Origin of the sequence: Allobosea sp. (genome assembly GCF_035999205.1) — a bacterium.
In the GTDB taxonomy this organism is placed as follows: Bacteria; Pseudomonadota; Alphaproteobacteria; order Rhizobiales; family Beijerinckiaceae; genus Allobosea.
This window is the reverse complement of the sequence record NZ_DASYHA010000025.1, coordinates 106,354-121,049: the sequence shown is the minus strand read 5'-3', so window position 1 is coordinate 121,049 and position 14,696 is coordinate 106,354. Positions and strand designations below refer to the sequence as shown.

The 14,696-nt window shown below is 66.3% G+C and carries 14 protein-coding genes; 9 read left to right on the top strand and 5 right to left on the bottom strand.

The annotated features are described in order from the left end of the window. Positions 1-11: 11 nt before the first annotated feature. On the top strand, positions 12-890 hold the full coding sequence (locus tag VGN82_RS15955) for a polysaccharide deacetylase family protein (protein ID WP_327528027.1): 879 nt from the start codon (positions 12-14) through the stop codon (positions 888-890). 82 nt (positions 891-972) lie between these two features. Here the strand turns inward: VGN82_RS15955 and VGN82_RS15950 are convergent, their stop codons facing one another. The 5 genes from VGN82_RS15950 to VGN82_RS15930 form a co-directional block, all read right to left on the bottom strand. Further along, the gene (locus tag VGN82_RS15950) at positions 973-1,677 is read right to left on the bottom strand and encodes a fumarylacetoacetate hydrolase family protein (RefSeq protein ID WP_327528026.1); all 705 of its coding nucleotides are present in this window, start codon (positions 1,675-1,677) and stop codon (positions 973-975) included. A 32-nt stretch (positions 1,678-1,709) separates the two neighbouring features. Beyond that, positions 1,710-2,462 carry an ABC transporter permease gene (locus VGN82_RS15945; protein ID WP_327528025.1) on the bottom strand — a complete coding sequence of 251 codons (753 nt, stop codon included), beginning with the start codon at positions 2,460-2,462 and terminating at the stop codon, positions 1,710-1,712. 9 nt (positions 2,463-2,471) lie between these two features. Beyond that, the gene (locus VGN82_RS15940; protein ID WP_327529156.1) at positions 2,472-3,260 is read right to left on the bottom strand and encodes an ABC transporter ATP-binding protein; all 789 of its coding nucleotides are present in this window, start codon (positions 3,258-3,260) and stop codon (positions 2,472-2,474) included. 32 nt (positions 3,261-3,292) lie between these two features. Continuing rightward, complete coding sequence (locus tag VGN82_RS15935; RefSeq protein ID WP_327528024.1) at positions 3,293-4,111, bottom strand: ABC transporter permease; 819 nt, start codon at positions 4,109-4,111, stop codon at positions 3,293-3,295. 87 nt (positions 4,112-4,198) lie between these two features. Continuing rightward, entirely contained in the window at positions 4,199-5,161 is a 963-nt protein-coding gene (locus tag VGN82_RS15930) for an ABC transporter substrate-binding protein (protein ID WP_327528023.1), read from the bottom strand. Between the two features lie 258 nt (positions 5,162-5,419). Here VGN82_RS15930 and VGN82_RS15925 point away from each other — a divergent pair, with 258 nt between their 5' ends. The 8 genes from VGN82_RS15925 to VGN82_RS15890 all read left to right on the top strand — a co-directional run bounded on the left by VGN82_RS15925 (position 5,420) and on the right by VGN82_RS15890 (position 14,670). Then, positions 5,420-6,118, top strand: coding sequence for a FadR/GntR family transcriptional regulator (locus VGN82_RS15925; protein ID WP_327528022.1), 699 nt, complete (start codon positions 5,420-5,422; stop codon positions 6,116-6,118). A 258-nt stretch (positions 6,119-6,376) separates the two neighbouring features. Beyond that, on the top strand, positions 6,377-7,627 hold the full coding sequence (locus VGN82_RS15920) for an ABC transporter substrate-binding protein (protein WP_327528021.1): 1,251 nt from the start codon (positions 6,377-6,379) through the stop codon (positions 7,625-7,627). A gap of 160 nt (positions 7,628-7,787) precedes the next feature. Continuing rightward, a complete protein-coding gene (locus tag VGN82_RS15915; protein ID WP_327528020.1) occupies positions 7,788-8,660 on the top strand; it encodes a helix-turn-helix transcriptional regulator in 873 nt (290 codons plus the stop codon). After that, positions 8,653-9,663, top strand: coding sequence for a branched-chain amino acid ABC transporter permease (locus VGN82_RS15910; RefSeq protein WP_327528019.1), 1,011 nt, complete (start codon positions 8,653-8,655; stop codon positions 9,661-9,663). Before VGN82_RS15915 ends, VGN82_RS15910 begins: the two co-directional genes overlap by 8 nt. A 2-nt stretch (positions 9,664-9,665) precedes the next feature. Continuing rightward, the gene (locus VGN82_RS15905) at positions 9,666-10,751 is read left to right on the top strand and encodes a branched-chain amino acid ABC transporter permease (RefSeq protein WP_327528018.1); all 1,086 of its coding nucleotides are present in this window, start codon (positions 9,666-9,668) and stop codon (positions 10,749-10,751) included. After that, complete coding sequence (locus tag VGN82_RS15900; RefSeq protein WP_327528017.1) at positions 10,748-11,536, top strand: ABC transporter ATP-binding protein; 789 nt, start codon at positions 10,748-10,750, stop codon at positions 11,534-11,536. Before VGN82_RS15905 ends, VGN82_RS15900 begins: the two co-directional genes overlap by 4 nt. Continuing rightward, entirely contained in the window at positions 11,529-13,769 is a 2,241-nt protein-coding gene (locus VGN82_RS15895; protein ID WP_327528016.1) for an ABC transporter permease, read from the top strand. The genes VGN82_RS15900 and VGN82_RS15895 overlap by 8 nt, the downstream gene beginning before the upstream one ends. A gap of 10 nt (positions 13,770-13,779) precedes the next feature. Continuing rightward, positions 13,780-14,670 carry a phosphoenolpyruvate hydrolase family protein gene (locus VGN82_RS15890; RefSeq protein ID WP_327528015.1) on the top strand — a complete coding sequence of 297 codons (891 nt, stop codon included), beginning with the start codon at positions 13,780-13,782 and terminating at the stop codon, positions 14,668-14,670. Positions 14,671-14,696: the final 26 nt, after the last annotated feature.

Below are 14,696 nucleotides of genomic sequence, written 5' to 3'. Positions count from 1 at the left end.
GAGCAGGCGCCGTGAAGCTTCCGTCCGACCGATTTTCCTATTCCGCGATGCCGCATCGGCGACCGATCGCGTTGCCGGGCGGCGCGCGGATCGCCGTCTACACCGTCGTCAATGTCGAGGACTGGGACTTCCGCAAGCCGATCGTGCGGCAATACGTGCCGTCGCCGGCGGCGGTGCCGGTGGTGCCGGACGTGCAGAACTGGGCCTGGCACGAATACGGCCTGAGGGTTGGATTCTGGCGCCTGCTGGAAGCGCTGTCACGGCGCGGGCTGAGGGCCTCCGCACCGATCAATGCGAAGCTCTGCGAGAGCTACGAGCCGGTGGCGCGGGCGATGCTCGATGCCGGCTGGGAGTTCGTGGGCCATGGCGTCGTGCAGGGTGCGATGCACGCGGTGCCCGATCAGCGCGAGGCGATCCAGAGCTCGATGCGCATCCTGCGCGATTTCGCCGGCAAGGCGCCGCAGGGTTGGCTCGGACCCGGCATGGCCGAGACCGCCGAGACGCTCGACCTGCTCGCCGAGGCGGGTTTCGGCTATGTCTGCGACTGGGCCATGGATGAGCATCCGGTCGAGATGGCGACCGATCATGGGCCGATCGTGGCCATGCCCTATTCACTCGAAACCGGCGATCTCCCGATGATGGTCGCTCATCACCACGAGTCCGATCTCTGGCTACGGCGGCTGCGCGACCAGTTCGACCGGCTCTATGCGGAGGGGGAGACGCAGCCGCGCATCATGTCGCTGAGCGTCCACCCCTACATCATGGGTGTGCCGCACCGGATCGGCTACTTTGAACAGGCGCTCGACCATTTCGCCGGGCATGACGGCGTCTGGTTCGCGACGGCGGGCGAGATCTACGACTGGTATCGAGCGGTGGCGCTCGAGGGCTGAGCAGAGGGCGTGCGCTCAGGCGCAGGCCCCCGGCCTCTTCTTGATGGGGCGCGGCCAGCAAGGCGGACCGCGCCCGTCGCGGTCACGCCACCTTGGCGTGCAACGTGCCGATGCCCTCGACATAGCCTTCCATGACGTCGCCCCGCACGATCGCGCCGACACCGGAAGGGGTGCCGGACATGATCAGGTCGCCCGGCTCGAGCTCGAACAGGCCGGAGAGGTAGGAGATCATCTCCGGCACCTTCCAGATCATGTGGTTGAGGTCGCCCTGCTGGCGGATTTCGCCGTTGACCTTCAGCCAGATCGCCCCGTTCTCGGGGTGGCCGATCGTGCTCGCCGGAACGATCTCGCCCATCGGCGCGGAATGCTCGAAGGCCTTGCCGATCTCCCAGGGGCGGCTCGCCTTCTTGCACTCGTCCTGCAGGTCGCGCCGGGTCATGTCGAGGCCGACCGCATAGCCGTAGACGTGATCGAGCGCCTTTTCGACCGGGATGTCCTTGCCGCCCTTGGCGAGGGCGACGACCATTTCGATCTCGTGGTGCACATTGCTGCTGCGCGGCGGGTAGGGGAAATCGGCGCCATCGAGGACGACGTTGTCGGGGTTCTTCTGGAAGAAGAAGGGCGCCTCGCGGTTCGGGTCGCCCCCCATCTCGATCGTGTGGGCGGCATAGTTGCGGCCGACGCAGTAGATGCGGTGGACGGGGAAGCGACTTTGCGTCCCCCGCACCGCGATGGAGATTGGCGCGGGGGCCTGCACGACATGGTTCTGAGGCGTGGCGATGTTCATCTTGCGGCGTCCTTCGTTGGCAAGAGGGTGGGTCAGCGTGAGGCGGCGTAATAGGCGAACCGACGTTCGAGCCCGGCCAGCAATTCGTTGAGCGTGAAGGCGAAGGTGAAGAGCACCAGCAGCAGCGCCCAGAAATGCTCCATCAGGAAATGCGACTGGTAGATCTCGAAGAGCGTCCCGAAGCCGACGACAGAGACCAGCAATTGCCCGATCACCACACCCTTGACGGCGCGGATCATCCCGAGCCGGATGCCGGCCAAGATCTCGGGCAGGGCTGCCCAGAGATAGATCCGGCTGAAGGCCTGCCAGCGGCTGGCGCCGAAGCTGCGCGCCATCTCGACCAGCGAGGGTGAGATGGCGCGGATGCCGGCTCGCGTGTTGAGCACGACGATCCACATCGAGAACAGCACGACCGTCAGCACGATCGTCGTCTCGCCGAGCCCGAACAGCACCATGATGACGGGAACGAGGGCGCTCAGCGGCGCCGAGAGGAAGAGGTTCACCCAGGGCAGCAGGAGGCGGTCTGCGATGACCGAGCGGCCCATCAGGATCCCGAGCGGGACGCCGATGCCGATCGCGATCGCGTTGCCGAGCAGGAAGGCGCGGCCGGTGATCAGGAGCGCATCGAGGAACGAGGCCGTCGGCACGATCTCGAAGACGCGCCCGATGATGCTGGACAGCGGCGGCAGGATGAAGCCGGCGTCCGTATGGCCGACGATCTCCCAGATCACGGCCCAGACGATCAGCGACGTCATCAAGGGAAGGCGGATACCGGAAATGACCATGCCCGCCCCCTAGTCCAGATAGTGCTTGAGCTGCTGCCAAATCTCCTCGACGACGTCGAGATAGGTGCTGTCGCGCCTGATCTTGTCCGGGTCGCCGCCGCGCATGATCTTCGGCTCGATGACCGCCGCGACGCGGCTCGGCCGGCGCGAAAGCAGCGCGATCCGGTCGGAGACATAGACCGCCTCCTCGATGCTGTGCGTCACGAAGATGAAGGACTTGCCCTCGTTCGCGACGAGCTCGAGCAGTTCCTCCTGGAACTTGCGGCGGGTCTGCTCGTCGACCGCCGAGAACGGCTCGTCCATCAGCACGACCTTGGCGTCGACCGCGAGGGCACGGGCAAGCCCGACCCGCTGCCGCATGCCGCCCGAGAGCTCGTGCGGATATTTCCGCTCGAACCCCTTGAGGCCGACGCGTGCGATGTGGCGCTCGGCGATCGCCTCGCGCTCGCTATGGGCGACGCCGCGCAGTTCGAGCCCGAATGCGACGTTCCGGATCACGCTCGCCCACGGCATCAGCGCGAAGTCCTGGAACACGAACGCGCGCTCGGGGCCGGGCCCCTTCACCTCGCGACCGTCTACGAAGACCTGGCCGCCGCTGGCCGGGATCAGCCCGGCGATGATCTTGAGAAGCGTGGTCTTGCCGCAGCCGGAGGGGCCGAGCAGCGTCGTCAGCCGGCCCTCGGGAAAATCCAGCGAGATCCCGCTGAGCGCCTCGATGCCGCCCGGATAGGTCTTCGAGACGCTTTTGACCTCGACGATCGGCCGTGTGGCAAGAAGTGGCGGCGCGATGTCGGTCATGTGCCGCGGTGTGACCGCTGCAAGGTTCGGGGTCATGCGCGTCCCTCCGGTCGGAACAGGGTGACCTCGATCCGCTCGAGAACCTCGATGAACAGGACCGAGAAGGCGATGATGGCGAGAATGGCCGCGTACATCTTGGGATAGTCGGCGACCGACTGGTTGTAGGAGATCACGTCGCCGATGCCGGTCGGCGTGATCAGCAGTTCGGCGAGGATGACGCCGATGAAGGCGGCCGCGCAGCCAAGCCGCAGACCCGCGAAGATCATCGGGCTCGCCGCGGGCAGGATGACGAGGCGGATGTTCTGGCTGCGGCTGGCGAGAAAGGACCGCCCCATTTCCAGGAGCGATTTCGGCGTGTTGCGCACCGCGCCGAGCGTGTTCAGCACGATGACGGGCATCGCCATGATGCAGACGGTCATGACCTTGGCCGTCTGCCCGATGCCGTAGGCGAAGGTCAGGATCGGGATGAGCGCAGCCAGCGGTGCCGCCTGAGCGATGATGAAGATCGGCGAGATCAGCCACTCCGAAGGCTCGTGCAGGCCCATCAGCACCCCGAGGCCGACGCCGAGCACGACCGAGACGGCAAGACCGATGACGAGCGGATGGAGCGTGATCAGGAAGGCCTTGAAGAGGGAACCGTCGGCGATGATCGCGCCGAGGCCGCCGAGCGTTTCGAGAAAGGTCGGGAAAGCCGGGCTCAGGGGAATGCGCCCGGCATATTCCCAGAGCGCGAACACGGCAGCGAAGGAGAGCAGGCGCAGGACGAGCGGGTGGATCAGAACGTCGCGCCAGCGCTGGGCCGAAGCTTCGCGAGAGTGGGGCAAGGCGGTAGCTAGGTCGGAAATCTGCAAGGGAGGTCACTCCGCTTGAGGCCGAAGCTGGGCGCATGCCGGGTCGTGAAGGCCCGGCATGCGGGTGGGCTGTCGAACGCGAGGGCGTTAGCTGCCGAGAGCCTTGCGGGCCCGTTCGAGCGGGGCGAGATACCAGAAGTCCTCGACCTTCAACTCCGCCACCGGCCCCTGCATCTGCCCGGCCTCGGTGTAGAACTCGAAATCTGCCTTCGCGATCTCGGCGCTGCCGCCGGCCGGCGCATAGACGCCTTCCTTGGTGGCCATTGTGTAGAACTTGGTGATGCCCTCCAGGACCTCCTTCGGCTGGTCGGCCATCAGCTTGCGCTTTGCGCGCTCCTGCTCGACGACGGCCGGATTGGCCGCCATCTCCTGCCAGAGCCGCAGGAATTCGGTGACGATGACGTCGACCTGCTTCTCGTTCTTCTGGATCCACTCGATGTTGCCGAACAGGGTCTCGTCGGAGGCAGGCGCGCTGACGCCTGGCAGGACATGGAAGCGGTCGCCCGCCTTCTCGAGCAGCAGGTTCTTGTTGGCGAGGTCGACGACGGTGGCCTTGATCTGGCCCTTCATCATCCCGATGATCCGGTTCTCCGAGCCGGGCACATAGCTGCGCTCGCCGAATTGGATGCCTTCACGCTTGGCTATGATGTTGCCGATCGCCTCGGTCCCGGTTGCACGGGCATGGAATGTGATCGGCTGGCCGTTCATGTCCTTCCAGGTCTTGTAGGACTTGTCGGCGACCGGAAAGAACACCAGGCGCGTGCCTTGGAACAGGACGCGCAGCGGCGCCTTGCTCTTCTGGACCACGGCATAGGGCGTGCCGATGCCGAGATCCGCCTGGCCGTTGATCACAGCCTGGATGGCGAGGTCCTCCTTCGAGAAATGCGTCACCTGATAGTCGACGCCCTTCTCCTTGGCGCGCTCGAGCGCGATGACCATGGCGAGTGTCTCGGTCGACAGGACGTCGCCCAACGCCACCCGCACCTTGCTTTGCGCCTGCGCAGCGACAGTCCCGAACAAAGTGGCGGCCGCAAAGGCGGCAGCGAACACGGTAGACAGCCTTCTTCCCAAGGGTTGCATGGTTTGACTCCTCCCAGAGTGCTGTTGCGTTCTTGTCTGTTATGGTCGCAACCAATTTTATTTTGGGCAGTGTCAAGTGACGGATTGATCATGTCAAGGCCGCATTTGCTTTCAAAATCAGCAAAATTTCAGCCGGCGATACCCTATTGATCCAACCAATGCGAATAATGGTTGCGTTGGCGGAGGTTCCGTGGGATCAAGGCGCCATCACCTGCAGCCGGTCGCCACATGATGGATCAGAAAGTCGTCGCCTCCACCGATGCCGCCTTTTCGGGGGTCCTGACGCAGCTCTACGGGTTCCTTTCGGCCGCGCGGCTGCCCGATGACGGGCGCTTGCCGCCGGAGCGGGAACTCGCCGAACTGCTCGGCGTCAAGCGCACCGAATTGCGCAAGGGGCTGGCGGTGCTCGAGCGCGAAGGCCAGCTCTGGCGCCATGTCGGCAAGGGAACCTTCGTCGGTCCGAAGCCGCCGCAGCTGGTCGATATTTCCGACCTGGCGCAGCGCAGCAATCCGGTCCAGGTGATGAAAGCGCGCATCGGTCTCGAGCCGGAGCTTGCGCGCCTGGCCGCGATCAATGCGACTGCGGCCGAAATCGCCACGCTCGCCGAACTGAATGCCGCCTGCCGCGCCGCGACGACCTGGCGTGAGTACGAGGCCTATGATGCGCGCTTCCACCATGAGATCGCCGAGGCGGCGCACAATCCGATCCTGCTGGCGCTGTTCGACACCTTGAATGCCGTGCGCCGCGCCGTCACCTGGGGGAGGCCGCGGCCGAGCCAGAGCAGTCCGCCGGCCGACCACCACAGTTTCGAAGACCATGCCCGGATCGTCGACGCCATCGCTCACCGCGAGCCGGGCGGCGCGGCCGATGCGGTGCGACGCCATCTGCAGAATGTCGAGGACCGGCTGATCGGGCGTTCCCCCTAGGATCGCCGCGCACGAGCGGTGGACCTGCCGCGCGCAGGCGGACACCGGGATCGACGGAGACCGCAAGGTCGGCGGTGCCACGCCCCTGAAGCCCGTCCCGGCCTGATTCTGCGGGCAAAAAAGCAGACCCAGAGCAATGTCCGCGACCTTGGCAGCGAGCCTCCGTGTGTTACCTTTCCCTTAGAGCGGATCAAAAAGCCGCCATCGGCCTCGCCGTTGAAACCTTCGGCGTGGTCGGACATGCAGGGAGGAGATACGATGCGAAAGGTGCTTTTGACCGCTGTCGCGGTCTGTAGTCTCGTGGCTGCCTCATCGGTCGCCAGCGCTCAGGAAAAACTCAAGATCGGCATGATGGCGACGCTGTCGGGCGCATTGACGTCCGGCGGCGAGGATGGCGTGCGCGGCGTCCAGGTGGCGCTAAAGCAGCTCGGCAACAAGATCGCCGGTCGCGAGGTCGAACTGATCATCGCGACCACGGATGCCAGCCCCGACTCCGCCTTGCGCGCAGCGCGAAAGCTCGTCGAGCAGGACAAGGTCCAGGTCATCGTCGGCCCGCTCTCGGGCTCGGAAGGTATCGCGATCCGCGACTACTCCAAGACCGTCCCGAACGTCACTGTCGTCGACGGTTCCTCGGGCGCGCTCGAGACCACCTATGTCAATCCGTCGCCGAACTACTTCCGCTTCAACAGCAACGGCGCAATGTGGATGGCCGGCCTCGGCGACTACGTCTTCAAGGATAAGGGCTACAAGAAGGTCGCGGTCATCGCGGAGGATTATTCCTTCCCCTATACGCAGGTCTTCGGCTTCGCGCTGGGCTATTGCGGCGCGGGCGGGCAGATTACCCAGCGCCAGTGGGTGCCGCTCGGCACCAAGGATTTCGGCTCGGTCATCGCCAACATCCCCGACGACGTCGATGCCGTGTTCCTCGGCCTCGGCGGCGGCGACGCCGTCAACTTCCTGAACCAGTACAGCCAGACCGGCGGCAACGCCAAGTTCGTCGGCGGCTCCATCATGGTTGACCAGACGGTGCTGTCGTCCAAGGGCGCGGCCAAGAAACTGCTCGTCGGCACGCCATCCTCGGGCGGTGTCGCCGATGCCTGGGACGATCCGCGCTGGAAGGCCTGGGTCAAGGCCTATCAGGACGCGTTCCCGGCGGACAAGCGCTTCGCCAGCCCGTCGCTCTTCGCGACGAACTATTATAACGCCTTCACCGCGCTCGCGACGGCGCTGGGCAAGGTCAACGCCGACCTTTCGGACGGCGGAGCCAAGCTGCGGGCGGAGTTGGCAAAGATCGAGCTGGACGCGCCCAACGGCAAGATCAAGCTCGACGACGACCGGCAGGCGATCGCCACGACCTTCATCACTGAGGTTGCGGAACTGCCGAACGGCGACCTCACCAACAAGTTCGTGCGCACCGTTCCGAACGTCAACAAGACGATGGGACTGAGCGCCGAGGCCTTCAAGGCGGTGGGGCTGCCCTCACGGACCAATCCGGAATGCAAGAAATAGACGCCTGATGACTGCTGGAGGGGAACAACGCGAGATGCGCGCCCCTTCGCCCCCGTGACGTCCCGGTGCCGGCGCCCCCGATCAATCGCGGGGGCGCATGGATGGCGGCTTGCCTGATGAGACCCAAGTCGCCGCGCCGGATCTGCTTTCGAGAGGAAACATGAGTCGCGCAGTCGCGGTCTGCCACGGTCCCTTCGGCCGGGTTTCGATCTACGATCTCGACCGGCCACTGGTGTTGCATGCGCATCGCGAGGCCCATCTGATCTTCTTCCTGGAGGGATCGCGCGGGCTCGTGACCGTCGGCGGCCGCTCCACGCGCGTCGACCCGTTCATGGGCATCGCCATCAACCCATGGGAACCGCACAACTTCCAGCCCGAAACCCCCGGCTGCTTCGGCCTCTTTCTCGTCGTCTATCTCAGGCCGGAATGGCTGGCAGCCCAGGCGATGAGCCCGCCCGGCGGGATCGTGTTCCCCTCGTCGGAGCTCGTCATCACCCGCGAGCTCGCTGCCTGGCGCGACAAGATCGTCGAGATGCTGCTGTCGCCGCGGCGCGACCTCAATCTCGGGCCGGTGCTGATGGCGCTGGCGCAGGCCTCGAGCGAGCCGATCGAGCCGGAGCTCGCTTCCTCCTTCGCCCATCTCGCGCCCGAAGGCGCGCTCGACCGCCGCGTGCTGCGGGCCTGCCGGCTGCTCGAGGATCATCCAAGCTATGAAGGCGCCCTCGAGCGCGTCGCCCGCGAGGCCGGGCTGTCGCGCGCCCATTTCTTCAAGCTCTTCCGCCAGCAGGTCGGGGTCACCCCGACGGTCTTCTCCAACACCGTCCGCCTCGACGCTGCTCTCGACAAGCTGGTCTTCTCGCAGGACCCGGTGACCCGGATCGGCCACGGCCTCGGCTTCTCCTGCCAGAGCGTCTTCACCCGTTTCTTCACCGCCCATATGGGCATGGCGCCGCGCGACTATCGCCGCGTGCTGCGCACGGTAGGGCCGGCGCCGATGCAGGCCGCCATGCCGATGCAGGCGGCCCATGTCTGATTTCATCGCGCGCCGCCCGATCTGGTCGCTCGTGATCATCTTCGTGGTCGGCATCCTGGTGTGGCTGATCTTCTCGGTCTGGACGCCGGGGATGGAAGCCATGTTCGGTCGCAAGCGCGTGTTCCTCAGCGCGCTCTTCAACGGCATCACGCTTGGCGCGCTTTACTTCCTCGTCGCCAGTGGCTTCACGCTGATCTTCGGGCTGATGCGCAACGTCAACCTGGCGCATGGCTCGCTTTATCTGTTCGGCGGCTATCTCGGCTACAGCGTCGGCCAGCTGACCGGCTCATGGCTGATGGCGCTTCTGGCGGCGTTCATCGTGGTCGGCATCGTCGGCGTGCTGATGCAGGTGCTGCTGTTCCGTTGGATGGAGGGCCAGGACCTGCGCCAGACGCTCGTCACCATCGGGCTGTCGATCATCTTCGCCGACCTGCTGCTGTGGAACTATGGCGGCGACACCTTCCAGGTGACGACCCCGGACTGGCTGTCCGGGCCCGTCCAGCTGCCCTTCGTCGTGGCGCTGCGCGGCAATGGCGACCCGGTCATGATGACCTATCCCTTCGTGCGCATCGCCATCCTGATCGGTGCGATCATCGTCGGCGTGCTGATGTGGCTCGCGCTCAACCGCACCCGGGTGGGCATGCTGGTCCGCGCCGGCGTCGATGATCGTGACATGCTCTCGGCGACAGGCGTGCGCGTCCAGCTCGTCTTCGTCATGATCTTCGCATTCGGCGCCGGTCTTGCCGGGCTGGCAGGTGTCGTTGGCGGCACCTTCCAGTCGCTGCAGCCGGGCGAGGACACCAAGATCCTGCTGTCGTCGCTCGTGGTCGTCATCGTCGGCGGCATGGGCTCGATTCCCGGCGCCGCGATCGGGGCGCTGATCGTCGGCCTCGCCGAGCAGTTCGGCTCGGTCTACATGCCGACCTACGCTGTGATGCTGACCTTCATCATCATGGTCGCGGTGCTGGCGGTGCGGCCGCAGGGCCTGGCGGCGAGGCGCTGACGATGGCGATCGCTGATCTCAACCTCGAGCAGCGCGCGCGCAGCCCCGAAGGCTTCGGGGCCTGGCTGGCCCGGCGCGGCACGGCCTTCTGGGTCGCAGGCGTCCTGCTCCTGGTCATGCCGGCGATCGCAAGCCCGTTCTGGCTCGTTCAGATCATCGCCTATTCGATGATCCTCGGCCTCGTGGCGCTCAGCCTGATGTTTCTCGCCGGCTATGGCGGCATCGTCAGCCTGGTGCAGATGACGGTGGCAGCCTGCGCGGGTTACCTCGTCGCGATCCTCGGCGACAGCGCGATCACGCAGATCAGCCTGCACTGGCCGTGGTGGATGGCAGCCCCGGTTGCGATCCTGGTCGCGACCCTGTTCGGCACGCTGAGTGGTGCGCTCTCGGTGCGGACCGAAGGCATCTATACGATCATGATCACGCTCGCGATCGCGTCGGCCTTCTACTATCTGGCGCTGCAGAACTATACGGTCTTCAACGGCTTCAGCGGGTTCAACGGCGTCAAGCCGCCTGTCTTCCTCGGCCTCGACTGGGGCCAGAATCTGCCCTTCTACTATCTGACGCTGGGCTGTTCGGTCCTGGCCTATGGGGCCGTGATCTATGTCTCACGCGCGCCTTTCGGCCTTGCCTTGCAGGGCACTCGAGACAATCCGCGCCGGATGGCAGCGCTGGGTTTCGACGTCGTCGCGCATCGCATCGCGGCCTACACCTTCGCATCCTTCATCGCTGCCTGCGCCGGCGTGCTGCTCGTCTGGTACCAGCGCCAGATCTCCCCGGGCACGGCGGGCGTGGGACCCGTCGTCGACATGCTCATAATCGCCGTCGTCGGCGGCCTGAGCCGGCCGATCGGGCCGTTCATCGGCGCGCTCGTCTATGTGCTGCTGCGCACTTTCTCGCTCGACTTGCTCGAAGGGGTGGGGCTCGACGGCAAGCGCTACCAGCTCCTGATCGGGCTCGGCTTTCTCGTCATCGTGCTGTTCTCGCCCGACGGGCTGATCGGGATCTGGCAGCGCCTGCGCGAGCGCTATCGCAAGGACAGCGACGCCCGCGATGCAGGAATGCGCGTCGGTGGAGGCGCGCCATGAGCGCGATCGCGGCACGGGAAGGGCTGGCTGCGGCGGGCTCGGCCAACGCGCTGGAGCTGCGCGGCGTGTCGCGGTTGTTCGGCGCGCTCGCGGCGCTCTCCGACATCACGCTTTCTGTGCGCCCTGGCGAGCGTCGCGCGGTGCTGGGCTCGAACGGCGCCGGCAAGACGACGCTGTTCAACTGCATCACCGGCGATTTTTCGCCCAGCGCCGGCATCATCCGCTTCTTCGGCGAGGATGTGACGGCCTTTCCACCGCAGGAGCGGATCAGGCGGGGTCTGCGCCGGACCTACCAGATCTCGTCGCTGTTCACTGGGCTATCCGTCCTCGACAATGTCTATCTGGCCTGCCGCGGCGTGTCGCGGAACCGCTTCTCCCTGCTGCGTCCGCGCCGCGACGATGCGCTGGTTCACGCGGCGGAAGGGCTGGTCGATGCCGTGCATCTGTCGGCGGTCAAGGGCCGGCTCGTCGGCGAGCTCGCCTATGGCCAGCAGCGCCAGCTCGAGATCGCGCTGGCTCTGTCGGGCGCGCCGCGCTTCATCCTGTTCGACGAGCCTGCGGCCGGCCTCTCGCCGACCGAGCGGCGCGACCTCGTCCATATCCTGACCTCGCTGCCCGGCCATATCGGCTACATCATCATCGAACACGACATGGATGTCGCCCTGCGCGTCGTCGAGAGCGTGACGATGATGCACAACGGGCGCATCTTCAAAGAGGGGCGTCCGGAAGAGATCGAGTCCGACCCCGAGGTTCAGGAACTCTACCTCGGAGGCGGCCATGGCTGAGCGCCTGAAAGCGCCTCCCGGGCCCGGTCTGCCGATCCTGCAGATCGCCGGCCTCAACGTTTTCTACGGACGCTCGCACGCGCTGCAGGGCGTCGACCTCACGCTGCAGAGCGGAGTGCTGTCAGTCGTCGGCCGCAATGGCATGGGCAAGACGACCATGTGCAAGGCGATCATGGGCCTCGTGCCGATCAGCTCGGGCTCGATCCGGTTCTTCGGCGAGGAGATCGCCGGTCGCACACCGGCCGAGGTCGCAAGGCTCGGCATCGGCTATGTCCCGCAGGGCCGCAGACTCTGGCGCTCGCTGACGGTGGACGAGCATTTGCGGCTGATGCAGCGCGGCAAGCGCGCGGCCTGGACGCCGGAGCGCGTCTACGAGGTTTTCCCGCGCCTGGCCGAGCGGCGCAACAATGGCGGTGGGCAGCTCTCCGGCGGTGAGCAGCAGATGCTCGCCATCGGTCGAGCCCTGCTGCTGAACCCGCGCCTGCTGATCATGGACGAGCCGACCGAAGGCCTGGCGCCCGTGATCGTCGCGCATGTCGAGGAGATGCTGGTCCGGCTCGCCGAGCAGGGCGAGGTCGCGATCCTCGTGATCGAACAGAACATCGGCGTCGCGACCCAGATGTCCGACCCGGTCGCCATCATGGTCAATGGCCGGATCAACCGCATCATCGCCTCGGCGACGCTCGCGGGCGACCGCGAACTGCAGCAGCGCCTGCTCGGCGTCGGCCGCCATGGCCATGACGAGACCGATGCCGCGCAGGAGCCGGCGACGGGGCAGGGTGGGGCAGCGCGACCGGCGCCCACGGCTCCCGTCGGGCCGACGCGCATCTACAACGCCAATCCGGTCATCCCGACGCGGTGGTCGCAGCCGATACCCGCCGCCAGGATCGAGGCGCAGGCCCGCACCATCTCGCGCCCGACGCTCGCGACGCGCAATGGCGAGCCGGTGGGCGCGATCCGGCCGCTGGCGGCAGCGGCCGCGAGCGAACCCTATGTCGTCATCGCTGGCACGCTCGACACCAAGGGCGAGGAGCTGCGCTATATCCGCGACCTGATCCACGCTGAAGGCCTGCGAACCAGGCTCGTCGATCTCTCGACCTCGGGCCGTAGTGCGGGCGGCGATGTCACGCCACAGCAGGTCGCACTCGCCTCGGCCAGGGGCTCGACTGGTATCGCCTCCGGTGATCGCGGCACGGCGGTTGCGGCAATGACCGAGGCCTTCGCCGCCTGGCTTCCGCGACAGGAAGGCGTGCTCGGCATCATCTCCGCCGGTGGCTCGGGCGCGACCGCGATGGTGACGCCGGCGATGCAGGCGCTGCCTGTCGGCCTGCCGAAGCTGATGATCTCGACCATGGCCTCGGGCGATGTGCGCGCCTATGTCGGCGCGACGGACATCGCGATGATGCACGCCGTCACCGATGTGCAGGGGCTCAACCGGGTCTCGCGTCTCGTGCTCGGCAACGGTGCGCGCGCGATCGCGGCGATGGCGAAGGCGCGGCTCGCCGAGCTGCGCCGCGAGAATGCCCCGCGCCGGGCGGAGCCCGAGAAACCGCTGGTCGGGCTGACCATGTTCGGTGTGACTACTCCTTGCGTGCAGCAGGTAGCGAAGCTGCTGGAGGCGGACTGGGAGCCGCTCGTCTTCCATGCGACGGGCACTGGCGGGCAATCGATGGAAAAGCTCGTCGATTCCGGCCTCGTCGGCGCGGTGATCGACGTCTCCACCACCGAGATCTGCGACATGCTGATGGGCGGCTTCCTGCCTGCCACTGAGGACCGCTTCGGCGCGATCATCCGCACGCGCATTCCCTATGTCGGCTCGGTCGGTGCGCTCGACATGGTCAATTTCTTCGCGCCCGAGACGGTTCCGGAACGCTACCGCAATCGCAAGCTCTACCCTCACAACCCGCAAATCACGCTGATGCGGACCACGCCGGAGGAGAACGCCCGGATGGGCCGCTGGATCGGCGAGCGGCTGAACCAGATGGAGGGCCAGGTCCGCTTCCTGATCCCGGAGCTCGGCCTCTCCGCGCTCGATGCACAGGGCCAAGCCTTCTACGATCCAGCGGCAGATGCCGCACTGTTCCAGGCGCTGGAGCAGACGGTGCGGACAAGCGCCAATCGGCAGCTCATTCGCTTGCCGCTCCACATCAACGACCCCGCCTTCGCCGCAGCGTTGGTGCAGCAGTTCCGCGCGCTGCATGCCGGCCGCCGCCGCGAGCGGGCGAAAGCGTGAGGAGCCGCTCATGACAAGCTTCGACAAGACGAGCCTGCTCAAGCGCTTCAAGGCCATGATCGCGGCGGGGGAGCCAATCGTCGGTGGAGGCGCGGGCACGGGGCTTTCGGCGAAATGCGAGGAAGCCGGCGGCATCGATCTCATCGTCATCTACAATTCCGGGCGCTACCGCATGGCGGGCCGCGGCTCGCTCTCCGGGCTGATGCCCTATGGCGACGCAAACGCCATCGTCATGGAGATGGCGGCCGAGGTCCTGCCGGTGGTGAAGAACACCCCGGTGATCGCGGGTGTCTGCGGCACAGATCCCTTCCGCCGCATGGACGTCTTCCTCGACGAGGTCAGGCGCATGGGCTTCGCCGGCATCCAGAACTTTCCGACCGTCGGACTGATCGACGGCACGTTCCGCGCCAATCTCGAAGAGACCGGGATGGGCTACGGCCTTGAGGTCGAGATGGTCGCGCTCGCCAACGAGAAGGGCCTGCTGACCACGCCTTACGTCTTCTGTGAGGACGATGCGCGCGCTATGGCCAAGGCCGGCGCCGACATCATCGTCTGCCATCTCGGCCTGACCACAGGCGGTTCGATCGGGGCAGAGACGGCGCTGAAGCTCGTCGACTGCCCGGCGCTGGTCGATGCCTGGGCGGCCGCCGCGCTCAAGGTCAAGAAGGACGCGATCATCCTCGTCCATGGCGGGCCGGTCGCCGAGCCGGCCGATGCCGACTTCATCATGAAGAACACGAAGCACTGCCACGGCTTCTACGGGGCCTCCTCGATGGAGCGGCTGCCGGTCGAGATCGCGATCCGCGACCAGACGCGCGCGTTCAAGCGGATCAGCCGGGTGGATGGAAGCGGCAAGGCCAGGACAGCGAAGCCGGCAGCCAAGACCGGCAAGTCGAAGTGACCCGAAGGACGGGCGGGAGGAAGAGG